This window comes from Methylobacterium longum, from assembly GCF_022179385.1.
Lineage (GTDB): Bacteria > Pseudomonadota > Alphaproteobacteria > Rhizobiales > Beijerinckiaceae > Methylobacterium > Methylobacterium longum.
Genome location: NZ_BPQS01000001.1, coordinates 373,238 through 398,795, shown reverse-complemented (window position 1 = coordinate 398,795; position 25,558 = coordinate 373,238). Strand labels below are relative to the sequence as shown.

The window sequence follows — 25,558 nt, the reverse complement described above, 5'->3', positions numbered from 1 at the left end:
TCCGCAGGGCGCTCCAGATAACCCGTCATCCTCGAACTCGGCGGAGGGCACTGCGCGTGCTGTGACCTCAGGCGCGCCGCTCATGTCTGGTGCTAGCGGGCACACAGGAGGCGCCTCGCCTAGTTCCGCCACCTCCGAGCCGATAGGGATTGGCGCAAGCCAGCAAGGCAATCTGTATTCGGGCACCATCGGGCTCGAACGCGCGACGCCTGCGCACGGCCAGACCTACGCGAACCCGGAGGCTGAGTACCAAGCATTCGCGCGTGCTGTGGAGGCGAGCCCATCGCGAGGCACGGGTCCATCATCGGCAGCTGCCGGACCGGACACTGGCACGACATCTTCGAGTGCCGCCGAAGCCACGGGGCTGGTGAAACCGTCACCCGTCGCGACGGGTGAGATTGCGTCCGAAGGCTATTCAAAGGCTACGATACAATCGACGCACGAGGCGACGCCTTCTCAGGCTCAACCAACCCAACCGACATCACAGCCCGGTGCGGGAATAGCAGCCGATCACAGAGGCGGCGCGGGGGACAATCACGGCTCGAAGGTGGCGCATGTGGCCAGCAGTGCGGGCACATCGCAGGCCGAAACCCAAGCGACCGATGCGGGCCACGGCCAGGGCAGCGACGGGCCCGGCAAGAGCGCTGAGGCACCCGGCCACCTCAAGGACGCCGGCTCGGCCGACAGCGGCACGACGGCGATCGACGCGAGCCACGGCCAGGACAGCGATGGGTCCGGCAAGAACGCCGAGGCGCCCGGCCACCTCAAGGACGCCAGCGCGGCAGACAGCGGCACGACGGCGACCGAGGCGAGCCACGGTCAGGGCAGCGACGGGCCCGGCAAGAGCTCCGAGGCGCCCGGCCACCTCAAAGATGCCTCGGCCGACAGCGGCACGATGGCGACCGAGGCGAGCCACGGTCAGGGCAGCGATGGGTCCGGCAAGAGCGCCGAGGCGCCCGGCCACCTCAAGGATGCCTCGGTCGACAGCGGCACGATGGCGACCGATGCGAGCCACGGTCAGGGCAGCGATGGGTCCGGCAAGAGCGCCGAGGCACCCGGTCACCTCAAGGATGCCGCGGCCGATACCGGCACGACGGCGACCGACGCAAGCCACGGCCAGGACAGCGACGGGCCCGGCAAGAGCGCTGAGGCACCCGGCCACCTCAAGGACGCCGGCTCGGCCGACAGCGGCACGACGGCGATCGACGCGAGCCACGGCCAGGACAGCGATGGGCCCGGCAAGAGCGCCGAGGCGCCAGGCCACCTCAAGGATGCCTCGGTCGACAGCGGCACGACGGTGACCGACGCAAGCCACGGCCAGGACAGCGACGGGCCCGGCAAGAGCGCTGAGGCACCCGGCCACCTCAAGGACGCCGGTTCGGTCGACACCGGCACGACGGCGATCGACGCGAGCCACGGTCAGGGCAGCGATGGGTCCGGCAAGAACGCCGAGGCACCCGGCCACCTCAAAGATGCCGGCTCGGCTGATAGCGGCACGACGGCGACCGACGCGAGCCATGGCCAGGGCAGCGACGGGTCCGGCAAGAGCGCTGAGGCACCCGGCCATCTCAAGGATGCCGGCTCGGCCGACCACGGCGCCAAGGCAGCGGACACGTCCAGCTCCTCGGGTACGTCACAGGGCGGCGCACAGGCGACTGACGCGAGCTCAACCGTGCAGCAAACGGATAAACCAACCGCCCCAATTGGGCAGGTTGTTCATGCCAACAGCCAAAATCAGGTAAGTCCACACGTAGCGAGCGTCGATGCGGCCGGGAACCTCGTGTTCTCCTCGGACAGTCAACACGCGCCAGCTCCATCATCGAGCCACTCACCGGCGGATATCGGAGAACATACCGATGTTGGCCTGGTCGGCCTATCAGATCATGGTAATGTTGCTCACCATTTCGACCTACATTGGTAATAGTGCTCGAACGCAGCTCCTTCAAATCTTAGCCAGCCTTTGTAGACCTCACGTTCATTTCTTTGGTCCTCATCTCAGAAGCAGACCGTCGTAAATCCACTTGGAGCGGTTGTAGGTCTCTGCTTCACCAAGAACCCTGCAAGCGGACTTTCCCAGGGCCCGCTGAGGGTCGGGAGCGGCGGTTCAGCGCCTGTCATCCCGAGGTCAGCTGTAGGTGCAACTGGCATTCAAAAGCTGAGTTGCTGCAGCGTCCGCTTCGGAGAAGCCGTGAGAGTCGGCTGAGCGGCCGAGATGGGCGCAAAGCCGAACGACTGATTTTTTCTCCCGTCGGCAATTCGGTATGGCGTAATCTGGCCGAGAGTCGCTCGTCTGCTTTCGGCGATCAAATCAATGAAACGGACATTCGATGGAGCTTGGTCGGCCGCCTCAGAGCGCCTCCTTGCACTCAAAGTGATCTACGGAGCAGGCCTCGACGCCGAGACCAAAGCAGGGGCAACGCCTGATCGAATTACTCTCGTGCGTCTCGTGGCCTAGGTTATCGTCCGCGAGGGAGCCGGATGAGCGAGCTGTTGAAGCTGGCACAAGCGTTACCTGGGCCTGCTGTACCTGTCGCAGCGATTGGACTCAGCGCTATCGGCCTCGGTCACTTCCTCGACTCGCATCTCAAGCCGAAGGTCCGAGAAGCGTACCTCGCTTATCTGAGGAAGGGCGGACTCAGAGACAGTTCGCATGCCGCACTCGACGCAGCCGCCGATGCAGCGAACGTGATCTTCGGTCCCCGCCATCTGAGCTGGTGGTGCTTCCTCGCCTCCGCTGCGGTAACACGAACAGATGCCCGCCATGGGGATCGCGCTTGAGCGTCTCCTGGACGATCAGGCCGAGACTGGAAAAGCCTTTGCGCATGTCGGTGTGGCCGGTGGCCAGCCACACCCGCACGTTGGCCGGCAGCGGGATCATCGGCCCTCCAGGGCATCGAGCACTCGACGCAGCGCCGCGGCATCGACGTCCCTGTCGACCTTGAGACGCCGACCGCCGCCGAGATCGATCTCAATGACGCCGCTCTTGCGCCGAGGCCGACGCAGCGGCGCTGGAGCACGCGGATCATCCGACTGGTGGGTGGGAACAGGAAGTGACGGCTCCGGGGTGATCGCGACGGGCACGAAGACCGGGGCCTGCTCGTCCCCTCCCAAACGGCCTTCCCGAGCCTGACGACGCCACGTGAACAGCAGGCCCTGGGCGATCCCGTACCGGCGCGCCACCGAACACACCGACACGCCGGTCTCGAACGATGCTTCGACGATCCGCACCTTGTCATCGAACGACCAGCGCCGCCGCCGTTCGGCGTTCTCCAGTAGCTCGCCCCGCATCATCCCGACCCGCTGACCTTAACGCCAGCATTAAGGTCAGGCCTCACCGCTGAGTGCGATGCTCTCAACCGTGGCCTTCACCAGAGGCGTACTCTTAGTCTCGCTGTCGGGGATCTTCTCGGCCTGGGTCAACTCGTATCTAGAGGAGTCAGCGCTCGACCTCCTGAAAGCCTACTGGTTTGCAGACCCAGGAGTCCGGCTCAAAGCCGCCTTGTCGTGGGTGATCTGGAGCTTCGTCATCGACTACGTCTCGCTCTACAAGACGAGGATCGTGATCAAGATCCTTCGGAGACACACTCGATGGGGGCCGCTGGTCTGCGTCAGCGATTTCGTAGCGGGGTTCTTGGTCTATATCGCCGGCTTCACGATCCTGTCCCTCCGACCGGTCGTGCTGCGGAGTGACTGGATCTGGCCACCCCCCGCCTCGTTCGAGCTGGCGATGGCGTTCCTCCTCATCGTCGTCTTCTGGGGAAGAGCGCTCGTCCCTGACATAGAGGCTAAAGCGATAGACCAGGGCGTTCCACACGAGAATTAGCGACTTTGATTCACAGCGATGATCCTAAAATCTTGCTGGGCATGGTCTTTGTATTTCAGTTGATATCATTCCTCACGATCGGATCAAATATCTTCTACGCATGATGATGCCGTCCATCTGGCTCTAGATTTTTGTCGGCTCGATCTTCCTCACCAAGGTGATTAGAGGGATCGGCGCCTATCTGCAATTCGAGTTGACGCGTTTCCGGAAGCCGAAGCTGGGAAGACGCCGCCATGGGCGTGAGTCACCGCCTAACCCTTGCCGCGGCAGCAATCCTTCTGAGTGCGACCACCGCCTACGCTGAGCAGGAAACCCGACACGCCGGCCTATGCGGCGCCTTCCACGCCATCCGTTCGCACCCGAAATCATCTTTCCGATGAACGGACGCATATCCTGGGCGATATCGGAGCGTTGTCGGTGCTTGGGCGTTGAGGTCGCGGTTCCGGACCAGGCGGCGCATCGGCGACATGGCACAACAAGCATCCTTATCGGACGGCACCGCCACCCGCGCCCGGATCTCGACCGGAATTCTAGGGCTCGACGATGTCCTCCATGGCGGGCTCACGCCAGACCGTCTCTACCTTCTGGAAGGCACCCCCGGCGCCGGCAAGACGACGCTTTCGCTCCAGTTTCTACTGGACGGAGCCGCGCGCGGCGAACGCGGGCTCTACGTAACGTTGTCCGAGACCGCGGACGAGCTTCGCGCATCGGCCGCGACCCATGGCTGGTCGCTCGACGGCATCGAACTCTACGAGCTCGTCAACGAGCTCGGGCTTGACCCCGACAGCGAGCAGTCGATCCTACACCCATCCGAGATCGAGCTCGGCGAGACGGTCAAGGAGGTCATCGCCCGCGTCGAAGAGCTCAAACCAGCCAGGGTCGTGTTCGACAGCCTCTCGGAGCTGCGCCTGTTGGCTCAGAACCCGCTGCGCTACCGGCGACAAATCTTGGCTCTCAAGCAGTTCTTCGCCAGGCGCGACTGCACCGTCCTGATGCTGGACGACCGCACCTCCGAGGTCGGGGACGTGCAACTCCACAGCATCGCCCACGGGGTCATCTCGCTGGAGCAGGCCCCGCGCGAGTTCGGCTCCGAGCGGCGCCGGCTGCGCATCATCAAGATGCGCGGCATCAAGTTCCGCGGTGGCTACCACGACTTCGTCCTCGACACCGGGGGCATCCGGGTCTTCCCGCGCCTGATCGCGGCCGAGCACCACACGTCCTTCGACCCGACCGCGGCCTCGACGGGCTCTGCCGAGCTGGATCTCCTCCTGGGCGGCGGCCTCGTGCCAGGTACCAACACCCTGCTGATCGGACCCTCCGGCGTCGGCAAGACCACGACCGCCATCCGCTGCATGCTGACGGCGTTGGAGCGGGGCGAGACGGCGACCTACTTCCTGTTCGACGAGGGGCTCGCCACGCTGCTCACGCGCTCAGCCTTGCTGGACATGAACCTCGCGCCGCACATCGAGGCCGGGCGCCTGTCCATCACGCAGATCGACCCAGCCGAACTCGCACCGGGCGAGTTCGCGGCCGCGGTCCGGACCGCCGTCGAGGAGCGCCGTTCGACCCTCGTCGTGATCGACAGCCTCAACGCCTACCTGCATGCCATGCCGGGCGACGAGTTCCTGATCCTGCAGATGCACGAGTTGCTGAACTACCTGAACCAGCAGGGCGTCACGACGCTCCTGGTGCTCGGCCAGCACGGCATCGTCGGCGAGGTGCGCTCCGACATCGACCTGAGCTATCTCAGCGATGGTATCCTGCTGTTCCGGTTCTTCGAGGCCAAGGGCGAGGTGCGCACCGCACTGTCGGTGGTGAAGAGCCGGGTCAACGCGCACGAGCGCACGATCCGGGAGATGCGGGTCGGGATGGGCGGCCTCCAGGTCGGCGAGGCCCTAAGCGATTTCGAGGGGGTACTGACCGGCCTGCCCTCCTACCACGGGAAGGTCTCGATGCTGGCCAGCAACGCACCGCCGCAAAGCGACGACTGATGTCCGAGGCGGAAAGGGAAAGCCGGACCGTCATCCTGGCACCTCGCGGCCGCGACGCCTCCGTGGTGGAGCGGTTGCTGAGCCGTGGAGGCACGCCGACCTCGGTCTGCGCGGACGTGTCGGAGTGGGTGACCTGCCTCAAGGCCGGGGCGGCCGCTGCGCTCGTCACCGAGGAGGCGCTCGCCGACGCGGACATGACCGCGCTGTTCGCGTGGCTCGACGCGCAGCCGGCCTGGTCGGACTTCCCATTCATCGTCCTGGCGACCCGGCAGGTCGGCCGTCGCCCCGCAGCGGCCGCCGACATGCTCTCGCGCCTCGGCAACGTCGTCCTGCTGGAACGCCCGATCAACGCGGAGACCTTGACCAGCGCGGTGGCGTCCGCCCTGCGCGCGCGGCGCCGGCAGTACCAGGCCCGCAGCCTCCTCCTCGAACGGGAGCGCACGCAGGAGCACCTGCACCTCCTTAACGAGAGGCTGGAGCGGCGTGTCGCGGAACGTACCCGCGAGGTCGAGGCTGCACGCGAAACCCTGGCCTTCGCCCTCGATGCCGCCGGCCTGGGCTCGTGGGACCTCGACCTCGCCACTGACGCGTCGCGCCGCTCCCCCCTCCACGACGCGATCTTCGGCTATGCCGAGCCCTTAGCGGCCTGGGGGCGTGCGTCCTTCCGGGAGCATGTCGTCGAGGAGGACCGGTCCACGATGGATGCTGCCTTCTCGTCCGCGATGGAGACGGGTGCCCTCTCACTGGAATGCCGCATCAAGCGCGCGGACGGCGCCGTGCGCTGGATCTCCGTCAAGGGACAGATCAAGCACGGTCCGGACGGGGCACCCGTGCGGATGGCCGGCATTCTGTCGGACGTCACCGACCAGCGCCTGACCGAGGATTCGCTGCGCCAAGCCCAGAAGATGGAGGCCATCGGTCAGCTCACCGGCGGCGTCGCGCACGACTTCAACAACCTGCTCACCGTCATCGTGGGCGGCCTCGACATGATGATCCGCCGACCGGAGCAGGTCGAGCGCGTCAAGCGCCTGGCCGAGGCGGCGATGACGGCGGCGCGCCGCGGCGAGCAGCTCACCCAGCAACTCCTGGCCTTCTCGCGCCGCCAGATGCTGCGACCCCAGACGCTCAATCCCAATCGCTTGCTCCTGGATTTCCGGCCGCTGGCGGAGCGGGCGGCAGGCGGTGCCATCGAGCTGGCCTTCGACCTCGATCCGGCCCTCGACCCGATCCGCATCGACCCGGCCCAGTTCGAGGCGGCGGTGCTGAACCTGATCGTGAACGCCCGCGACGCCATGGAGGCGGGGGCGGGTGGCGCCCGCATCGCGGTGCGGAGCCGCAACGTTCGGCTCGGCACGGCAGCGATCGCCGACAAGGCCGTTCCGCCCGGGTCCTACGTCGCAGTCTCCGTCACCGACACGGGCAGCGGGATCGCGCCGGAGGCACTACAGCGCGTGTTCGAGCCGTTCTTCACCACCAAGGAGGTGGGCAAGGGCACAGGATTGGGCCTGAGCCAGGTCTACGGCTTCACCCGGAGCGCCAGGGGCTTCGTAGATATCGCGTCCGAGGTCGGCGCGGGTACGACGGTGAACCTGTACTTCCCGGTTTCCTCGGACCCGGTCGGCGAGGAGACCGGCCTGGGGCCGCTGGGCGCGCTCCCGCTGCGGAAGGCCGGCGAGGGCGAGACCATCCTGCTGGTGGAGGATGACGCGCAGGTGCTCGACATGGCCATCGAGAGCCTGGAGGAGCTTCGCTACCGGGTCATCGTCGCGCGAAACGCCGCCGAGGCGCTGGAGCATCTGCGCGGCGTCGAACGGATCGACATCCTATTCTCGGACGTGGTCATGCCCGGCGGCATGAACGGGTCGCAGCTCGCCGTGGAGGCGGGACGCATCCGCCCCGGGCTCAAGGTCCTGCTGACCTCGGGTTACGTCGCGAACCTCGACGAGGGACAGGTCATCGGCCAGGGCACGCTGCCCGTGCTCAACAAGCCCTACCGGCGCGACGAACTCGCCCGCTCGCTGCGCCTCGTTCTCGCCGGCGACAGCTGATGGATGCAGGATGCGCGAACTGGTTACCCGCCTGAGGACGGTTTCGTCCCGGCTCCAGCGTCGGCGGTTTCGTTCTTCGAAGTCTCACGCACGCATTCCACTCTGAGCTTACGTTCAATCAGCAGCCAGAACTCGGCCTCCAAACCGTCGGGGCGATGGTTGCGGTCTCAGAGCTCGTAGGCGCGCTCCCGGATCTCGGCGAAGGTGATCTCCCGATCCTTAGCCATGGCGACAGGCATGGAATCCCACGCCCGACGGACAAGGAATATGGAGCGCGCGACGGAAGACTTGGACGGCCGGTTGGAAGCGTTGGCGCGGAACCGCACGTTTTGTTCAGGCCGATGGGACGCGGCACCTTTGCACGCTACCGCGGTGACACGGTGACCTAGAACCGTACGGGGAACGTGGGGAGTCCCGAACGAGTTCTTCGGCTCTGTCGCGTGAGGCGTTGCGTGTCCCGTGCCCGAAGCCTTTCAAGGGACCAACCCAGGAGTTGGGCGCATGAACCAGTCACCTTCGTCCCCTCGAGACGGTGTCATGGCCCGCCTCGGCAAAAGGGAGATCGGCCTCCCCGTGACGCTCTTCTGCGTCGCCGCCCTCATCCTCGGGTTCGCACTCCTGGCCGACGAGGTGATGGAAGGCGACACCATGGGGTTCGACACCCGGGTCGCACGCTTCTTCCGACCTCTCGGTGCGACGGGTCCGATTGGACCGGACTGGCTCCATGAGATGGCCCGCGACGTAACTTCGCTGGGCAGCATGGTCATCCTATGCTTCGTCATCGTGGCGGTGGCGGGCTACCTGCTCCTGATCCGCAAGCGAGGGGCTGCGGCCTTAGCGGTGGGCACGATCCTGGGTGGGACCACCATCAGCTTCGGCCTTAAACTCCTGTTCAACCGTCCGCGTCCGGAGATCCCAGGGGGCATTCAGGTCTTCACCGCCAGCTTCCCTAGCAGCCACGCGATGCTGTCCGCCGTGACCTACCTGACGCTCGGCGCCCTCATGACACGCGTCGCCGTGGGCGCCAGGCTGAAAGCGTACTTCATGGGACTTGCCGTCTTCCTCACGGTACTGGTTGGGGCGAGCCGGGTCTATGTCGGGGTCCACTATGCGACCGACGTACTGGCGGGCTGGTGCGTGGGTTCGGCCTGGGCGGTCCTGTGCTGGGTCGTTGCGCTTTGGCTTCAGCGGCGGGGCAAGGTCGAGCAGCCGGGACTTGGCGCGGTCGGGGCTGGCAGCACGGCATAGGACGAACTGTGCCCCTTCCTGCCGGACGGATCGCCTGTCCCACATTCAGAGAGCGGGTCGAGCAACATAAGACCGTACCGGGTCGGGCAAGGCAGCACGCATAGTCATTCGAAAGAGTGTAAGGGTCGTAGCACCCCATATCCCTGGATTACGGCTTCATCGTCAGCGATGAGCGTGTCCGGATCCGGAAGGATCGCGTCAGGCTCAGCCTCAAGTTCGCCTTCGTCACCTGCCAGTGTCACGGCACGGCTGACACTGCGCACCCGATGCATCGTGTCGACGCCGGACCGTTGCCGACCAGCTCCCGCATAACCGAGCCAGACCGACCGCATGTCGCTGCGTCCGCCCATTTCCTACCCTACTTTCCTCTCGGGTGGTGGGCATATGGGTGCGCAGATGCGGGCCCATGATTGGTCCACTTCGCCACTTGGCTGGCCGGAGACCTGGCCGCAGTGGCTGCGCTCGGTCGTGAGCTTGATGCTCGGTACCAAGTTCCCGATGTTCGTGGCCTCAGGTTCCGACCTCGGTTTTATCTACAACGACGCCTACATCGACATTCTCGGTGACAAGCATCCGGCCGCTCTCGGGCAACGGTTCCAGGACATCTGGTCCGAGATCTGGTCCGATCTCCTGCCGCTGGTCGAAACCGCCATGGCGGGCGAGGCGACTTGGGCGGAGAACCTGCCACTCACGATGAACAGGCGCGGCTACGATGAGCTGACCTACTTCACCTTCTCGTACTCGCCCCTTCGGGACGATGCCGGCGCAGTCATGGCGATGTGCTGCATCTGCACGGAGACGACCGCCAAGGTCCGGGCCGAGGAGGCCCTTCGTGCCAGCGAGGCGCGGGCCTCAGGCGTGCTGGAGGGCATGACCGAGGGGTTCATGCTGCTGGATCGCAATTTCATCATCCTGCAGATCAACGCCGAAGGCCTACGTCTTGAGGGACGTCCGGCAAGTGAAATCGTAGGTCGGTTGCATTGGGACGCCTATCCAGGTTCCGAGCACCTGCCCGTCGGCCAGCTCTACAAGCAGGTCATGCTGGAACGGGTTCCAGAAATGCTGGAGCACCGTTACATCTGGCCTGACGGCCATGACGCCTGGCTGGAGGTGCGAGCCTACCCGGCGCTCGATGGCGTGGCCATCTTCTATCGGGACGTGAGCGAGCGCCGTAGTCGCGAGGAAGCCTTGCGCGAGGCCGAGGCGCGCCTGCGCCGCGCCCAGGAGGCGGGCGGTGTCGGCCTGTTCACGGTCTATGTCGCCGATAATACGCTGCGACCCTCCCCGGAATTCTGCCGGCTCTACGGCCTTCCGGAGCGCGACAGTTATCCGTCGACGGCCTTCGAGGATTTGATCATCTCCGAGGATGCTCACCTCGTCTCGACGGCGGAGACCCGGGCGAATGGCAAGCCGCCGCGTGACGTCGCCTACCGGATCAGGCGCGCGGACACGGGCGAGTTGCGCTGGATCGCGCGGAAGGGGGAGATCGAGACCGACGAGCATGGACGGCCGGAGCGCTTCTCGGGCGCCTCGCGCGACATCACCGAGCAGCGCGCGGCGCAAGAGGCACTGCGCGAGAGCGAGGATCACTTCCGGCACACGGTCGAGCTCAATCCGCAGGTGCCCTGGACGGCCGACCCACAGGGCAACATCACCTCCTACTCGACGCGCTGGCTCGACCTGACCGGTCAGGAGCCCGGCGAGCCGCTCGGCGCGGGCTGGATCAAGGCCCTGCATCCCGACGACGTGCCGCCCACCCTCGATGTGTTCACGGCCGCGCTTGGCTCGGGCGAGCCGGTGGACGTGGATTATCGCATCAATGTCGGCGGACGTGGGGAATACCGCTGGATGCGTGCCCGCGCCTATCCGCGCCATGACGCGAACGGTGCCATTATCCGCTGGTACGGTGTCGTGGAGGACATCCACGACCGGCGGCTCGCCGAGGCACGTCTCCGGGCGAGCGAGGACCAGTTCCGCGTCATGGCCCAGACCGTCCCCAACCAGGTCTGGGCGGGGCATCCGGACGGTTATCTCTACTGGTTCAACGAGCAGGTCTACGCCTACAGCGGCGCGGGGCCCGGTACCCTGGACGGCGTGACCGAGTGGACCCGCATCATCCATCCGGACGATCTGCCCAATGCGGCGGAGACTTGGTCCCGCTCGCTTGCGGCGGGTGAGGTCTACGAGACCGAGTTCCGCATCCGGCGCGCGGACGGCGCGTACCGGTGGTTCCTGGTTCGGGCCGAACCGCTCCGTTCAACCGATGGGTCCATCGCTCGCTGGGTCGGAACCAACACCGACATCGACGAGCGGCGTCGTCACGCCGAGGAATTGGCAACCCTGAACGCCACCCTTGAGGAGCGAGTGTCGGATCGAACGAAGGCGTTGATGGCGACGGAGGAGGCGCTCAGGCAATCGCAGAAGATGGAGGCGGTCGGACAACTGACTGGCGGACTGGCCCACGACTTCAACAACCTGCTGGCTGGCATCTCGGGCAGCCTGGAGCTTCTCCAGACCCGGATGGCTCAGGGGCGGCTGACTGACCTCGACCGCTACATCAACGCCGCCCAGGGCGCCTCGAAGCGTGCTGCGGCGCTCACTCACCGGCTCCTGGCCTTCTCGCGCCGCCAGACCCTCGACCCGAAGCCGACCGACGTGAACGGTCTCGTCGCCGGCATGGAGGAACTCGTCCGGCGCACCGTCGGGCCCGCCATCCACGTCGAGGTGGTCGGGGCGGCGGGGCTGTGGCCGGCGCTGGTGGACCCGCCCCAGCTTGAGAACGCCCTGCTCAACCTCTGTATCAACGCCCGTGACGCGATGCCTGACGGTGGCCGCATCACCATCGAGACCGCCAACAAGTGGCTCGATGAGCGGGCCGCGAAGGATCGCGACCTGCCCCCCGGTCAATACCTTTCGCTCTGCGTCACCGATACCGGCATGGGCATGACGCCCGAGGTGATCCAGCGCGCCTTCGATCCGTTCTTCACAACCAAGCCGATCGGGCAGGGCACCGGCCTCGGGCTTTCGATGATCTACGGCTTCGTGCCGCAATCGGGCGGCCACGTCCGGATCTACTCGGAGGTCGGCGACGGCACGACCATGTGCCTCTACCTCCCGCGCCACTACGGCGACGCTGAGGAGGCCGATGCCATGGGTTCGTTAAGCGACGCGCTACGCGCCGAGCACGGTCAGACCGTGCTGGTCATCGATGACGAACCCACCGTTCGGATGCTGGTCACTGAGGTGTTGGAGGATCTCGGCTACACCGCCATTGAGGCTGCCGACGGGCCAGCCGGTCTCAAGGTCCTTCGCTCGAACGTGCGCATCGACCTGCTGGTGACCGACGTCGGACTGCCCGGGGGCATGAACGGGCGTCAGGTGGCCGATGCGGCCAGGGTCGGTCGGCCAAGCCTGAAGGTCCTCTTCATCACCGGGTATGCGGAGAACGCCGTCCTCGGCAACGGTCACCTCGACCCCGGCATGGCGGTTCTGACGAAACCGTTCGTCATGGAAGCCCTGGCCTCCCGCATCCGGGAACTGATAGCCACGACCTAGTCCGGATGGCCTGGTCATCGAGGCATCGATGCTTCCAACGCCATTGGATGCGCCGTAATCCCGCCGACCAAGGGACGGCGAGGCCGCCCGGTTTCCGCAACCATGAGCCTCGGCACCGCCCCCGCCGCCGGAGCGTTACACCCAGCGTAAGCGCGGAGGTTGCGATGTCGAAGCTCAAGGACGAGGACAGGGACGCGTTGCCGAAAAGCAAGTTCGCTCTTCCGGACGAGCGCAAGTATCCCATCGAGGACGCGGCCCACGCGCGGAACGCGAAGGCCCGCGCCGCGCAGCAGGAAAAGGCCGGAAAGCTGTCCGCATCCGATCGCAAGAAGGTCGATGCAAAGGCCGATCAGGTTCTCAACGGCAAGTAGTCTACCTCAACCGCTTCCGCACCTCCCTTGATGTGGCGCGAAAATAGCCAGCTACCGCTCCTATGTTGCCTTCTCCGGTTAAATCACTACGGCACAACAATCCCTACCGAGATAGAAGCTTATGCGAATGGCCGACCGTAACCAAGAGCGTCTGCTTACGGGATTCCAGCGCAGCTAACGGAATGGCCGGGTTGGGCGCAAAGCTGAATGTCGGCTTTCGAGCGGCAATCCTATGATGGCTCAACAGCGAGGCTGTCGTTCAATCGCCTCGCATAAAGCAAGTCCTCCTTGGGTCGTCCGGCTGTCGTTCGCTGGGAGGTGAAGGCGTCCGGCATGCTCGTCATTGACCTATCAGCGCGAGACGAACACCCCCGGGGTCGCCACCGTTGGTGAATTCGATGCCAGCTTCCCGTAGAGCAGTAGACATTTTCCCGATCGCCTCTGCCGACACCGCGCGTCTTCCTTTCTCGAAATCCACCACCGTCGACAATCCAATCCCAGCTGCCTCCGCGAGGCGCGGCTGGGTCCAATCGAGTAGGGCACGAGCAGCCCGGCATTGAGCAGCGTTCATCATCGATCAACATTTTATGTTGACACCCTTCGAGGGCATGTGTACCCATAGCAACACAAAATGTTGATTGGAAGGGTAAGTCGATGTCCCTTCAGCGCCGCATCTCCTGGAACGCTGCCCTCCGCGATGCGCGCGACGATCGCGCCAGAGTGCCGGCCGGCCTGCTCTCCGCTAAGGCCCGCATCGACCTCACGGTGCGCCTGACCCGCCGCCCCCTGTTCGCTGCCGGTCAGTTCAACCGCGGCGCCATCATGTCGGCCGCCGTCGCCGCTGCCCGAGCCCACCAGGAGCGGTTCGGCGGCACTTGGGGGAAGGCGATGTCCGTCTGCCTCACCGCCGCGTGGCGCTCCGCCAAGCTCGCCCGCCACATGACCGCGAACTGATCCTAACCCGGCCGGCTTCTCGGACAGGCCTACTTGCGAAGCTAAGACACAGTGGCGCTGAGTAGTCGTAAGGGCTGACCCGAGGATGTTAGGGCGCGGTCGAGAACGTTGGTGAAGAGCTTGGACGCAGCGCCTTGCCCACGGTACCGCGGCTGCAGTGCGAGAATGCAGGCGGGAAAGATCACGCGCAAGTGAGATTGCCTTGGCGAGCTCGGCGGTGATGTGCTTCGCCGAGGGCGTCAGGATAACGAGGAGTTGCGCCTGCCGCAGGCGCCGCTTCGACAGCTAAGGGGGGGTACCTGCGGACTGAAATAGAAGATCAGCGGGATCGTATAGCACCCGCCGGCGGGTGGAGAGAGTAACCGGCGGATTCCTACGAAAATTATCCGACCCTCACGACCGCGCTCGCACAAAGAGCAAGCGAATTGTAGGTTTCATTGTCGGTAGATCTAAAGCGAAAACCGCTAACCATCTGATAGATAAGGAATTTCTCGGGTTGAATGGCGGAGGGAGCGGGATTCGAACCCGCGATACGGTTTCCCGTATACACACTTTCCAGGCGTGCGCCTTCAACCACTCGGCCACCCCTCCGTCCGCGAACCGGGCGCGCCCGCGGGCTGCCGGGCGCGGCCAGGGCCGCGCGGTGCCGTGCTGTTAGCCGGGTGCGCCGCCATGTGCAAGGCGCGCGGGGCCGGGCGGCACGAAAACCGCCCGGCCGCCGGTCTCATCCCTCGGCGTCCAGGTGGAAGCGGACATGCTCCACGTTCGCCCGCTCGAAGGCCTGCATCACGTGCTGGTACGAGCGCTCCATCGCGTTGTCGCCGTCGCCCGGGCTGTCCTCGGGCTTGAGCACGAACATCAGCAGCGAGCGGCCGGTCACGTCGTAGCCGGTGTCGAACGTGAAGCTCTCCACGTCCTGGCTGTCCGGCAGGTTGGTGTCGAGGAGCCGCGTCCAGGCCACGCCGCCCACGGATTCCGGCAGCGTGAAGGTCACGAGGTCGTGGTAGGCGTTGAACATGATCAGCAGGGTCGCGTCGCCCCCGCGGCGGTGCAGGCCGGTGGCCTGGGCGCGCCCGTCGAGCTGGACCGCGAAGGCGCGGGCGCCCCCGTCGGTCCAGTTCTCCGGCGTCATCTCGCTCCCGTCCGGGCGCAGCCACGCCACGTCCTTGACGCCGAACTCCTCGTCGTACTGGCCGGTGAGGAACCGCCCGCGGCTCAGGATCGGCAGGGCGTTGCGCAGGATGATCAGCCGCTGCGTGAACTCGGCGAGGTCCCGCTCCTCCGCGGCGATCGCCTCCCAGTCCAGCCAGGAGACCTCGTTGTCCTGGCAATAGGCGTTGTTGTTGCCGTTCTGCGTGCGGGCGAATTCGTCGCCGGCCAGCAGCATCGGCGTGCCGCGGGACAGGAACAGCGTCGCCAGCATGTTGCGCATCTGGCGCAGGCGCACCGCCCGGATCTCCGGGTCGTCGGTGGGCCCCTCGACGCCGTAATTGTACGAGAGGTTGTGCGAGTGGCCGTCGCGGTTGCCCTCGCCGTTCGCCTCGTTGTGCTTGTCGTTGTACGAGACCGTGTCGTGCAGGGTGAATCCGTCATGGGCGGTGAGAAAGTTCACCGAGGCCCAGGGCTTGCGCCCGCGCTTGTTGAACTTGTCGGCCGAGCCCGCGATGCGCGCCGCCAGATCCGGCAGCAGCCCGCCGTCGCCCTTCCAGTAGGCGCGCACGTCGTCGCGGAACCGGTCGTTCCACTCGGCCCAGCCGGGCGGGAAGCCGCCGACCTGGTAACCGCCCGGGCCGCAATCCCACGGCTCGGCGATGAGCTTGACGTTGTTGAGCACCGGGTCCTGCCGGCAGGTGTCGAGGAAGCCGCCGCCCTCGTCGAACCCGTAGGGCTCGCGGCCCAGGATCGTGGCGAGGTCGAAGCGGAACCCGTCGACCTGCATCTCCTGCGCCCAGTAGCGCAGGGAATCGGTGACGAGCTGTAGCACCCTCGGATGCGACAGGTTGAAGGTGTTTCCGGTGCCGGTGTCGTTGATGTAGTAGCGCGGGTCGTTCGGCAGCAACCGGTAGTAGGATGCGTTGTCCACGCCCTTGAACGACAGGGTCGGACCCTTCTCGTTGCCCTCGGCGGTGTGGTTGTAGACCACGTCGAGGATCACCTCGAGGCCGGCGCCGTGGAAGCGCGAGACCATCTCCTTGAACTCGGAGAAGGCGAAATCCGGCACCGCCGCGTAGCGCCGCGCGGGGGTGAAGAACGAGATGGTGTTATAGCCCCAGTAGTTCACCAGCCCTTTCTGCTCGAGGTAGTCGTCCTGCACGAAGGCGTGGACCGGCAGGAGCTCCACCGAAGTGACGCCGAGGCTCTTGATGTAGTCGAGCACGTCCCGCGTGCCGAGGCCGGCATAGGTGCCGCGCAGCTTCTCGGGCACCCGCGGGTCGAGCTTGGTCATGCCCTTGACGTGGGTCTCGTAGACGATGGTCTTCTCCCACGGGACCAGCGGCTTCTGGTGCCGCCCCCAGGTGAAGGCCGGATCGATCACCCGCGAGCGGCGGGTGTAGGGGGCGCTGTCGCGCTCGTCGAAGGTCAGGTCGTCGCCGGATTCCATCTGGTAGCCGAACAGGGCCGGGTTCCAGGTGATCGAGCCGACGAGCCCCTTGGCGTAGGGGTCGATCAGCAGCTTGTTGGGGTTGAACCGGTGGCCGGCCTTCGGCTCGTAGGGGCCGTGCACCCGGTACCCGTAGATCGTGCCGGGGCGGGCGTCGGGCAGGTAGCCGTGCCAGATCTCGTCCGTGTACTCGGGCAGCTCGATCCGCTCGATCTCCTGCTCGCCCTGGTCGTCGAACAGGCAGAGTTCGACCTTGGTGGCGTGGGCCGAGAACAGGGCGAAGTTGACGCCGAGCCCGTCCCAGGTGGCGCCGAGCGGATAGGGTTGGCCTTCCTGGATGCGCGAGCGGGCGGCACGGGTCTGCGAGGCGGGACGACGAGATTCAGGCATGGACACTCCGGAGCGCGACCCGCCCGGGCACGTGCCGCGGCGGGGAGCGTCTGGAGAACGTGCCGCAAACAGCGAAGCTCCCGCAGCGCCGCAAAAATCCCGGGCGTGCGAGAATCCCGGCCGTGCGCGCCGGCGACCGCGCCTCAGTGCGAGGCCGCGGCCGTGAAGCTCCGGTCAACGGCCCGCCCGACGTCGAGCGTCCGTGACAGGATGCCGTAGCGTGTCGCCCGGTCCGAGGCCTCCTGAATCTCCTTGACGACGCCGTCGTCGATCGCCACCGGGCTCGACCGCTGCGCCGCGTAGGCCGCGCGCACGACATCCTCGGGCAGCTTGGTGAGGCCGGCCGTGTTCCGGGCGTACTCATCGAGGTGGTCCAGCGACCAGAGCCGCGCCTTGTTCAGGCGGGTCAGGAAATCCTGTACGGCGACCCGCTTGGTGGCGATCGCGCTGTCCGACGCCACGATGAACGTAATGGTCGGCGTCAGGCCTTCGCCGTCGGCGATCGGGCGGGCGCCGTCCTTCAGGGTCGCGAACGAGGCGTAGGGCTCCCACACCGCCCAGGCATCCACGGAACCGGCCATCAGCGCCCCCCTGGCGTCCACGGGGTTGAGCGGCGCGAAGGTGGCCTCCCGCGGGGCGATCCCGGCCTTCTCCAGGGTCGCGCTGATCAGGAACTGGCCCCAGCCGCCGCGGGTGCCGGCCAGCCGCTTCCCCTTGAGGTCGGTGGCCGAGCGGATCGGCGAATCCTGGCGGACCAGGATGGCCTGCGTCCGCGCATCCGACCGCGTGCCGCCGATCGCCCTGATCGGCGCCCCCGATGCGTAGGCCGTCAGGAATGACAGGTCGCCGGTGTAGCCGACGTCGAGGGCGCCGGCGTTGAGCGCCTCCAGGATCGGCGCGGCGGCGGGAAATTCCGACCCTTCGATCCGGTAGGGCAGGTCCTTCGCGACCCCGGCGATCCCGAGGAGCGACCGGTTGCCGCCCTTCTGGTCCCCGACCCTCAGGACGACCGTGTCGGCCGCGAAGGCGGCCGCCGCCGACGCCAGCGTCACGGCGGCGGGGGGCAGGGCGGCCCCGAGCCGGCGGCCGGCGGGACGGGGGTGGGATCCGAAGCGCATGGGGCCTGTCGCAGTGTGGGGCCCGCGGGACGCGAGCATGTCCGGGTGGCGGCCAAGTTTAGAATCGCATCGACGGCGGTCAATGAAATGAAAATCCGTCTTGGTCCTGCGTCGTGCGAGAATATCCCCTCGCCGCGATGCGCTCGGGAAGGCCGATGCTTCCGGCCGCCACCCGGGGCCGATGCGCGTCAGGAACCCGCCGGGAACGCATCCGCCAGATAGGCCCGCACGAAGCCCGGCATCCGCACGGCATCGATGTCACCTGCGCCGCGCACGACGTGCATGCCGGCGAGTTCCGGCTCGGCCTCGCCGTCGAGATGCGCCGCGATGCGCGCGACGAGCGCCGCGGCCGTCTCCGGGAAGCGCACCGGCCGCAGGAAGGCGAACTGGTTCTCACCCTCGAGGAGCACCCACGCCGTCTCGGCGCCCTCCGGCAGCACGAGGCCGGTCTCCTCGGTCAGTTCCCGCGCGGCGCTGCCGGTCAGGTCGACGCCCGCGCCCCGCACGTCGTCCGGATCCGGGGTGCCGCAGGGGAAGTAGAGTTGGCCGGCATTGGCCGTGTGAGCACCCATCTCGCCGAGCAGGACGGCGCCGTCGACCGTCCAGGGGACGACCGCCGCGAAGGCGTTGATGATGGCCGGATCGGCGTGCCGGATGTGCCGGTAGTACGTGAAGGTCGCGTAGCGCGTGGCGAAGAGATCGAGGCGGGCGACCCCGCCGACGACCGTCTGGGCGCAGCACAGGAGCACGGTCCCGTCGAACATTCCGGGGCTGCGGGCGATCCGCGCCTGCCAGTGCGCCGCGATCGCGGCCGCGTTCTCCCGGGGGAAGGCCCAGTCGTGATCCACGAACCGCGCCGCGACGTCCGCGAGGCGCGTGATCCGGAAGCCCTCGGAGCGGCGCTCAGACATGCAGGACGCCGTCCGAGACGATCACGGCGTCGCCGCCGATCTCCACACCCCGCAGGCCGCCGGACTCGACGGTGAGCTGAAGCGCGATCGCGCTCGGCCGGCCCATCGCCTCACCCTGGCGGATCGCTACGTCGTGGGTGCCGTCGCCGAGCGCCTCGAACTCCATCAGCACCCCCGCGAAGGCGGAGGCCGCCGAGCCGGTGGCGGGGTCCTCGGGCACGCCGAGATGGGGCGCGAACATCCGCACCCGCCAGCCCCGGCCCGACGCCACGGGATCCGGAGTGTAGAGGTAGAGGCCGTCCGACGAATCCGGCGCCTGGGCCGGCCGGGCGGCGTCGAGGGCCGCCACCGACGCCACGGGCACGCAGGTGAAGCTCGGCCCGACGCCGTGGCGGCTCGGGCGATGCCGGCCGGTGCCGATATCCCCGGGCTCCAGACCGAGGAGCGGTGCCAGCACCGCGGGATCGGGCCCAGGGCCGAGATACTCCGGCAGGACCGGCAGCCGGAACCGGGCCCGGCCGCCCGTCCCGTCGCCCGAGGTCTCGACCACGCAGGGCACGATCCCGATCCCCTCCTCCAGGCCGAAGGCGCGGGCGTCGCCCCGGGCCGGATCCTCGAGGGCCAGCAGCACCGCCGCACCGACCGTGGGATGGCCGGCGAACGGCAACTCCCGGGCCGGCGTGAAGATGCGCAAACGCGCCCGGTGCCGGGCCTCCCCGGGCGGCAGCACGAACACCGTCTCGGACAGGTTGAATTCCCGCGCGACGGCCTGCATGGCGGCCGTGTCGAGGCCCTCGGCGTCGAGCACCACGGCGAGCGGGTTGCCGGCGAGCCGGCGCTCGGTGAACACGTCGAGGGTGACGAAGCGGCGCGCCATCGTGTCGGACCTTCCTGCTCTCGCTCAGCCGCGTGCAAGTGTGGCGGTCGGGGGACGCCTCAGACCGCCTCGACCGGAAACCGCGCGCTGGGGTTCACGTATTCCTCCTGCGCGGCCACCGTCAGGATCTCCCGGGACCCGGCCTCGGCGGTGCGCTTGAGCAGACCGTAGACCGAGGCGGCCGCCGCGCCGAGGGCCGCTTCGGCCGAGCCGGTGCGGGCGTAATGGACCAGGAACAGGGCTGCGATGCAGTCGCCCGCCCCGTTCACCGCGATGGCGAGGCGCGGGGTCCGGACGCGGAACACCCGTCCCTCCGCCCCCGCCAGCAGGTCGATGCTGTCGGAGGGTGTGTCGGTGCAGAGCGCCGAGGTGACCAGGACCACCCGCGGCCCGCGCGCCTGGAGCGCCGCGATCGCGGCCGCGGCCTCCGCCAGGGTGCGGCTCGGGAGGTCGGTGAGGAGGCCGAGTTCGAACTGGTTGGGGGTGAGGATGTCGGCGTCCGGCACGGCGCGCTCGCGCAGGAACGCCGCGATGCCGGGCCGCACGTAGACCCCCTCCTCCACGTCGCCGATCACCGGATCGCAGCAGTAGAGCGTCGCCGGGTTGGCGGCCCGCACCGCGGCGACCGCCTCCAGGATAGCGGCACCGATCTCGGCCGAGCCCATGTAGCCCGACAGCACCGCGTCGCAGCTGGAAAGCACCCCGCGCTCGCCGATGCCCTGCACCACGTCGCGGATCATCGCCGCGTCGAAGACGGGGCCGCGCCACGCGCCGTAGCCGGTGTGGTTGGAGAACTGCACCGTGTGCACGGGCCAGACCTCGACCCCGAGCCGCTGCATCGGGAACACGGCCGCGGCGTTGCCGACATGGCCGTAGGCGACGTGGGACTGGATCGACAGGACGTTCAACGCGGGACTCGCTTGCGGTCACGCTACGGTTAGCCGCTTCTCGCCCCGGCCGCACCCCCCGTCTCTTGCCGCCCTCCCCCGCGCGCCTCAGATGGGATCGATCCCTCCCGTCTGCCTCCGAGCCTCCATGGACATCGAAGCCCTGCGCACCTCGGCCCTCGCCTTCGTCGAGGCGCACAAGGCCTGGACGCCGCTGATCGCGGGCGGCCTCGCCTTCTGCGAATCGATCGCGGTCCTGTCGCTGTTCGTGCCGGCGACCGTCATCCTGGTCGGCATCGGCGCCCTCGTCGGCGGCGCCGACATCGCGTTCTGGCCGGTGGTCCTCGGGGCCGCGATCGGTGCCGCCCTCGGCGACTGGATCTCCTACGAGGCCGGGCGCTGGCTCGGGCCCGGCGCGAAGACCAAGTGGCCGCTGCGGCGCTACCCCGAGCTTATGGCGAAGGCCGAGGCCTTCATCGGGCGCTGGGGCATCGCCGCGGTGGCGCTGGGGCGGTTCTTCGGCCCGGCCCGGGCCCTCGTCCCGCTCTTCGCCGGCATCCTCGGCCTGTCGCGCCTGCCGTTCCAGGCGGCCAACATCGCGTCGGCGCTGGTCTGGGCCTTCGTGCTCGTGGCCCCCGGGGCCGGTCTGCTGACCTGGCTCGACCGATGACCCGGCTCCCCCGCTGATGCGCCGCTTCCCACCGGAGCGGATCGTGTGTCTCACCGAGGAGACCGTCGAGACCCTGTACCTGCTGGGCGCGGAGGATCGCATCGTCGGCGTCTCGGGCTACGCGGTGCGCCCGCCCCGGGTCCGGCGGGAGAAGCCGCGCGTCTCGGCCTTCACCAGTGCCGACATCCCGAAAATCCTGGCGCTGGCGCCGGACCTGGTCCTGGCCTTCTCCGACCTTCAGGCCGACATCGTCGCCGACCTCGCCCGGGCCGGCGTGGCGGTCCACCTGTTCAACCAGCGCGATGTGGCGGGCTGCCTCGCCATGATCCGGACCCTCGGCGCCCTCGTGGGCCTGCCGGAGCGGGCCGAGGCCCTGGCGGCCGGCTTCGCGGCCCGGCTGGCGGAGGCCGCGGCGGCGGTGCGGGACCGTCCGGCCCCGCGCGTCTACTTCGAGGAATGGGACGCGCCCATGATCTCCGGCATCGGCTGGGTCTCGGACCTGATCGGCCTCGCGGGCGGTCGCGACGTCTTCCCGGACCTGAGCCGGCAGCCGGCCGCGAAGGACAGGATCGTCACCAGCGGACAGGTGATCGAGGCCGCGCCGGATGTCATCCTCGCCTCGTGGTGCGGGAAGCGGGTCAACGTCGCGCGGATCCGCGCCCGGCCCGGCTGGGACGCGATCCCGGCGGTGCGTGACGGGCGCATCCACGAGATCAAGTCGCCGCTGATCCTCCAGCCGGGGCCGGCGGCGCTGACCGACGGGTTCGACGCGATCCGCGCCTGTCTCGCATGACGGCCGGCGGGGCGATCCCGCGCCGCAGGTGACGGACGGCGCCCGGATTGGCAGGATGTCCCGATTCGGTACAGACGCATCCCCCGAGCTTGATGTCCGCTTCCCTCGGTCTCCCCGGTTCCCCGCCCCCGATCCCCGAGGCGCTGCTGCCGCCCGATCGACGCCAGTCGCCCACGGCCCTGCGCATCCAGCGCGGCGTGCGCCGCCTGTTCTCGGAGATGGGCTGCGTCACGCTGCCGGAATTCTCCCTGGTCAACGGCCGCCGCGCCGACGTGATCGCCCTGTGCGGGGCCGGCAAGCTCACCATCGTGGAGATCAAGTCGAGCGTGGCGGATTTCCGCGCCGACCGGAAATGGCCCGATTACCGCGACTTCTGCGACCGCTTCTTCTTCGCCATCCCCGAGGACGTGCCGGAAACGCTGATCCCCGAGGAATGCGGCCTGATCGTCGCGGACGCCTACGGCGCCGGGATCCTGCGGGAGCCCCCCGAGCACCCGCTCAGCGGCGCCCGCCGCAAGGCCGTGACGCTCCGCTTCGCCCACAGCGCCGCCCGCATCCTGCACGCCCTGGCCGATCCGGGTGCCGTGCGGGAGGGTGCGCTGTAGCGTCCCGTCTGCGTGGCGGGCGGAACGCGGCGGCCCGGTCTTCACAGGACCCGGAAACAGCCTAGAACGGCCGCGCTTGCCGGAGGTCCGGCGCCGGGACCGATCGAGCCATGACATCCGTCGCCCTGTTCGAGCTGATCCTCGGTCTCCTCGGCGCCGCCCTGCTGCTGTCGCTCGCGGCCGGGCGCCTCGGCTTCCCGCCCGCCGCCGCCCTGGTCATCGGCGGCATGGCCCTGGCGGTGGCGCCGGGCCTGCCGGCCTTCGACCTCGATCCGGACCTGATCATGGTCCTGTTCCTGCCGCCGCTCCTGCTCGAATCCGCCTACTTCACCGTCTGGCGCGACTTTCGGGCGAGCCTCGGTCCGATTCTGTCCCTCTCGCTGGGCGCGGTCCTGTTCACGACCCTGGTGGTCGGGCTCGTTGCGCACCTGCTCGTGCCCGCCCTGCCCTGGGCCGCCTGCTTCGCGCTGGGCGCCATTGTCTCGCCGCCGGACGCGGTGGCCGCCAAGGCGGTGCTCGCCCGCGTCGCCCTGCCCCGCCGGATGATCACGATCCTGGAGGGCGAGAGCCTCGTCAACGACGCCTCGGGCCTCGTGCTCTACCGGTTCGCCGTGGCGGCGGCGCTGACCGGCAGCTTCAGCGCCTGGGCGGCGGGCGGCAGCTTCGCGTGGCTCGCCGTGGCGGGCGTCGCGGTGGGCATCGCGTGCGGCCTGGCGGTGAACACCGTGATGCGGCGGCTGCACGAGGCCAAGGCCATCACGGTGCTGAGCTTCCTGGCCGCCTATGGTGCCTACCTGCTGGCCGAGGAGGTCCACGCCTCCGGCGTCCTCGCCGTCGTGGCCTGCGGCCTGATGATGGGCGGACGGGAGCACGAGACCTTCGACGCTCAGGCCCGCCGCCATTCCGTGGCGGTGTGGGCGTTCGTGGTCTTCGTGCTGGAGGCCCTGGTCTTCGTGCTGATCGGCTTGGCGCTCCGCGGCGTGCTGGCCCGGACCGGGGGCGAGTTCGGGGCTGTCTCGGCGAACCTGCCGCTGGCACTCGCCGTCACGGCGACCTGCGTGGCCGCCCGCCTGCTCTGGGTGTTCCCCGCCGTGTACCTGCGGCGCATCCTCTCGGCGCGGGTGCGGGCGCAGGAGCCGCCGCCGAACCCGGCGGTGCCGCTGATCATCGGCTGGGCCGGCATGCGCGGGGTCGTGACCCTGGCGGCCGCCCTGGCGCTGCCGGCCGGTTTCCCGGGCCGCGACGCGATCCTGATCGCGGCCTTCGGGGTGATCCTGTTCACCGTGCTGGTGCAGGGCTCGACGCTGGGCCCGCTGATCCGCCGGCTCCGCCTCGACCCCACGGCGCACCTGCCCGACGGCCATCTGGACGCGCCCATGGCCCGCGTGGTCGTCAACGAGGCGGGCCTCGCCGCCCTGGAAGGGCTGGTGTTCTCCGAGACCGGGGGGCTGCAGCATCCCCGCCTCGTGGACGAGTACCGCCGGCGGGTGCGGGCGACATCCCGGGACCGGGACGAGCGCAAGGCCCTGGAGGCCGAGAAGACCGAGCACTTCGCCGCCGCGCTGCTCGCCGTCCGGTCAGGCCGGTCGGCGCTGATCGGGCTGCACAGGGAGAACCGGATCCACAGCTCGGTGCTGCGGCAGCTGGAGGCGGAGATCGACTTGGAGGAACTCCACCTCAAGCGTCTGGCCGGGACCACGGCGGCCCACGGTTAGGCCGGGGCGATCCCCTCAATGGGCCGCGCAGCCGTCCGCGGGCTTGCCGTAGCCGCTGTAGACGACCCGCACCTTGCGCAGGCAGGTGCCCTCAGCCTTGGGTGCGGCCGCCACGGGGGTGACCTCCACCGGCTCGACCCGCAGGGTCGCGGCGACGGGTTGCTCCTCCGAGGTGGCCAGCGCGCGGCTGGCGCTCATCACGAAGGGCGTGGCGACCAGAGACGAGATCGCGAGCGCGGCGAGGACGGCGATGTTCTTGCGGCCGCTGGTGTTGAGAGTGCGAGTCGTGCGCATGATCGGTCTTCCGACGTATTCGCTTCGGCAGCGCTGAGGTGCCGAGATCCCCTGTTGCGCTGATAACTTGGCCGTCAGCTCGGCGGTTCCGGCTTATTGCCCGAAAACCGCCACGCTTGGGTGTCCCGCCGCAAGTGGGACGCCGGGGCTCAGAAGTTCCTGCGGTACTGCACGAAGCCCGATTTCTCCGCGATCCGGTCGTAGAGCTGCATCGCGTCGGCATTCGTCTCGTGCGTCAGCCAGTGGACGCGGGAACAGCCGGCCGCCTGGGCCGCCGCGTAGACGTGCTCGATCAGCCGCCGCCCGATCCCGAGACCGCGGGTCCCGTCCGCCACGAACAGGTCCTGAAGGTAGCAGTAATCGCCGACCGTCCAGGCCGAGCGATGGCGGATGTGGTGGACGAGCCCCAAGGCCTCGGCGTCCCGCCAGGCCAGGGCGCCGTCGACCGGCTCGGCCGGGTCGTTGAGGCGGGCCCAGGTCGTGTCGGTGACCGCCGCCGAGAGGTCGACCCTGTAGAAGGCCTGGTAGCCCCGCCAGAGCGGGAGCCACGCCTCGCGGTCGCCGGGGCCGATCGGGCGAATCGCGATGCCGGCCGTGTCGCTGTCCATGGTTCCCTCCGGGCGCCGTCCCCCGGGATGGGACCACCATCCGCCCCGGATGCGCAACCCGGGCGCGCCGCCTTGATCGCCTTCGCCGGGATGCCGCC

Annotated in this window: 22 protein-coding genes and 1 tRNA gene; 12 read left to right on the top strand and 11 right to left on the bottom strand. The window is 68.2% G+C overall.

Going from position 1 to position 25,558, the window contains the following annotated elements; all coding sequences use genetic code 11:
* Window positions 1–547: 547 nt before the first annotated feature.
* Complete coding sequence (locus MFF58_RS01775) at window positions 548–1,921, top strand: hypothetical protein (protein WP_238284847.1); 1,374 nt, start codon at window positions 548–550, stop codon at window positions 1,919–1,921.
* Between the two features lie 714 nt (window positions 1,922–2,635).
* On the opposite strand, the gene tnpB is transcribed toward MFF58_RS01775, so the two are convergent.
* On the bottom strand, window positions 2,636–2,878 hold the full coding sequence (gene tnpB, locus MFF58_RS01770) for an IS66 family insertion sequence element accessory protein TnpB (RefSeq protein WP_238284845.1): 243 nt from the start codon (window positions 2,876–2,878) through the stop codon (window positions 2,636–2,638).
* The gene (gene tnpA, locus MFF58_RS01765; RefSeq protein WP_238284840.1) at window positions 2,875–3,291 is read right to left on the bottom strand and encodes an IS66-like element accessory protein TnpA; all 417 of its coding nucleotides are present in this window, start codon (window positions 3,289–3,291) and stop codon (window positions 2,875–2,877) included. Before tnpA ends, tnpB begins: the two co-directional genes overlap by 4 nt.
* A 67-nt stretch (window positions 3,292–3,358) precedes the next feature.
* Here tnpA and MFF58_RS01760 point away from each other — a divergent pair, with 67 nt between their 5' ends.
* The 6 genes from MFF58_RS01760 (at window position 3,359) to MFF58_RS01730 (ending at window position 13,036) form a co-directional block, all read left to right on the top strand.
* Window positions 3,359–3,823, top strand: coding sequence for a hypothetical protein (locus tag MFF58_RS01760; RefSeq protein WP_238284837.1), 465 nt, complete (start codon window positions 3,359–3,361; stop codon window positions 3,821–3,823).
* Window positions 3,824–4,290: 467 nt separating this feature from the next.
* Window positions 4,291–5,814 (top strand): ATPase domain-containing protein, encoded by a 1,524-nt coding sequence (locus MFF58_RS01755; protein ID WP_238284836.1) that lies wholly within the window; start codon window positions 4,291–4,293, stop codon window positions 5,812–5,814.
* Complete coding sequence (locus MFF58_RS01750) at window positions 5,814–7,862, top strand: PAS domain-containing hybrid sensor histidine kinase/response regulator family protein (RefSeq protein WP_238284834.1); 2,049 nt, start codon at window positions 5,814–5,816, stop codon at window positions 7,860–7,862. Before MFF58_RS01755 ends, MFF58_RS01750 begins: the two co-directional genes overlap by 1 nt.
* A gap of 501 nt (window positions 7,863–8,363) precedes the next feature.
* Window positions 8,364–9,110 (top strand): phosphatase PAP2 family protein, encoded by a 747-nt coding sequence (locus MFF58_RS01740; RefSeq protein ID WP_373323247.1) that lies wholly within the window; start codon window positions 8,364–8,366, stop codon window positions 9,108–9,110.
* A gap of 330 nt (window positions 9,111–9,440) precedes the next feature.
* Complete coding sequence (locus MFF58_RS01735; protein WP_435404754.1) at window positions 9,441–12,665, top strand: hybrid sensor histidine kinase/response regulator; 3,225 nt, start codon at window positions 9,441–9,443, stop codon at window positions 12,663–12,665.
* Between the two features lie 164 nt (window positions 12,666–12,829).
* Window positions 12,830–13,036: a DUF6582 domain-containing protein gene (locus MFF58_RS01730; protein WP_238284831.1), complete on the top strand. Its 207-nt coding sequence runs from the start codon at window positions 12,830–12,832 to the stop codon at window positions 13,034–13,036.
* Window positions 13,037–13,376: 340 nt separating this feature from the next.
* On the opposite strand, the gene MFF58_RS01725 is transcribed toward MFF58_RS01730, so the two are convergent.
* The gene (locus MFF58_RS01725) at window positions 13,377–13,607 is read right to left on the bottom strand and encodes a helix-turn-helix domain-containing protein (RefSeq protein WP_238284880.1); all 231 of its coding nucleotides are present in this window, start codon (window positions 13,605–13,607) and stop codon (window positions 13,377–13,379) included.
* Between the two features lie 83 nt (window positions 13,608–13,690).
* Between MFF58_RS01725 and MFF58_RS01720 the strand changes: the two genes are divergently transcribed.
* A complete protein-coding gene (locus MFF58_RS01720) occupies window positions 13,691–13,990 on the top strand; it encodes a hypothetical protein (RefSeq protein ID WP_238284830.1) in 300 nt (99 codons plus the stop codon).
* Window positions 13,991–14,491: 501 nt separating this feature from the next.
* On the opposite strand, the gene MFF58_RS01715 is transcribed toward MFF58_RS01720, so the two are convergent.
* The 6 genes from MFF58_RS01715 to pdxY form a co-directional block, all read right to left on the bottom strand.
* A tRNA-Ser gene (locus tag MFF58_RS01715) sits at window positions 14,492–14,581 on the bottom strand.
* A 133-nt stretch (window positions 14,582–14,714) separates the two neighbouring features.
* A complete protein-coding gene (gene glgX / locus MFF58_RS01710; protein ID WP_238284829.1) occupies window positions 14,715–16,982 on the bottom strand; it encodes a glycogen debranching protein GlgX in 2,268 nt (755 codons plus the stop codon).
* Window positions 16,983–17,125: 143 nt separating this feature from the next.
* Entirely contained in the window at window positions 17,126–18,100 is a 975-nt protein-coding gene (locus MFF58_RS01705; protein ID WP_238284828.1) for an ABC transporter substrate-binding protein, read from the bottom strand.
* Window positions 18,101–18,288: 188 nt separating this feature from the next.
* Window positions 18,289–19,011: an NUDIX hydrolase gene (locus tag MFF58_RS01700; RefSeq protein ID WP_238284827.1), complete on the bottom strand. Its 723-nt coding sequence runs from the start codon at window positions 19,009–19,011 to the stop codon at window positions 18,289–18,291.
* Window positions 19,004–19,888 (bottom strand): PhzF family phenazine biosynthesis protein, encoded by an 885-nt coding sequence (locus MFF58_RS01695; protein ID WP_238284826.1) that lies wholly within the window; start codon window positions 19,886–19,888, stop codon window positions 19,004–19,006. The genes MFF58_RS01700 and MFF58_RS01695 overlap by 8 nt, the downstream gene beginning before the upstream one ends.
* Before the next feature lie 59 nt (window positions 19,889–19,947).
* A complete protein-coding gene (pdxY, locus tag MFF58_RS01690; protein ID WP_238284825.1) occupies window positions 19,948–20,796 on the bottom strand; it encodes a pyridoxal kinase PdxY in 849 nt (282 codons plus the stop codon).
* A 127-nt stretch (window positions 20,797–20,923) separates the two neighbouring features.
* On the opposite strand from pdxY, the gene MFF58_RS01685 reads away from it, so the two are divergent.
* From MFF58_RS01685 to MFF58_RS01670, 4 genes are all read left to right on the top strand, one after another.
* Entirely contained in the window at window positions 20,924–21,445 is a 522-nt protein-coding gene (locus tag MFF58_RS01685; protein WP_238284822.1) for a DedA family protein, read from the top strand.
* 16 nt (window positions 21,446–21,461) lie between these two features.
* On the top strand, window positions 21,462–22,238 hold the full coding sequence (locus tag MFF58_RS01680) for a cobalamin-binding protein (protein ID WP_238284821.1): 777 nt from the start codon (window positions 21,462–21,464) through the stop codon (window positions 22,236–22,238).
* Between the two features lie 92 nt (window positions 22,239–22,330).
* Entirely contained in the window at window positions 22,331–22,843 is a 513-nt protein-coding gene (locus MFF58_RS01675) for an MmcB family DNA repair protein (protein ID WP_238284820.1), read from the top strand.
* A gap of 110 nt (window positions 22,844–22,953) precedes the next feature.
* Window positions 22,954–24,558 (top strand): Na+/H+ antiporter, encoded by a 1,605-nt coding sequence (locus MFF58_RS01670; protein ID WP_238284819.1) that lies wholly within the window; start codon window positions 22,954–22,956, stop codon window positions 24,556–24,558.
* 15 nt (window positions 24,559–24,573) lie between these two features.
* Here MFF58_RS01670 and MFF58_RS01665 read toward each other — a convergent pair whose 3' ends face one another.
* Window positions 24,574–24,852 (bottom strand): hypothetical protein, encoded by a 279-nt coding sequence (locus tag MFF58_RS01665; protein ID WP_238284817.1) that lies wholly within the window; start codon window positions 24,850–24,852, stop codon window positions 24,574–24,576.
* 149 nt (window positions 24,853–25,001) lie between these two features.
* Window positions 25,002–25,460 (bottom strand): GNAT family N-acetyltransferase, encoded by a 459-nt coding sequence (locus MFF58_RS01660; RefSeq protein ID WP_238284816.1) that lies wholly within the window; start codon window positions 25,458–25,460, stop codon window positions 25,002–25,004.
* Between the last annotated feature and the right edge of the window lie 98 nt (window positions 25,461–25,558).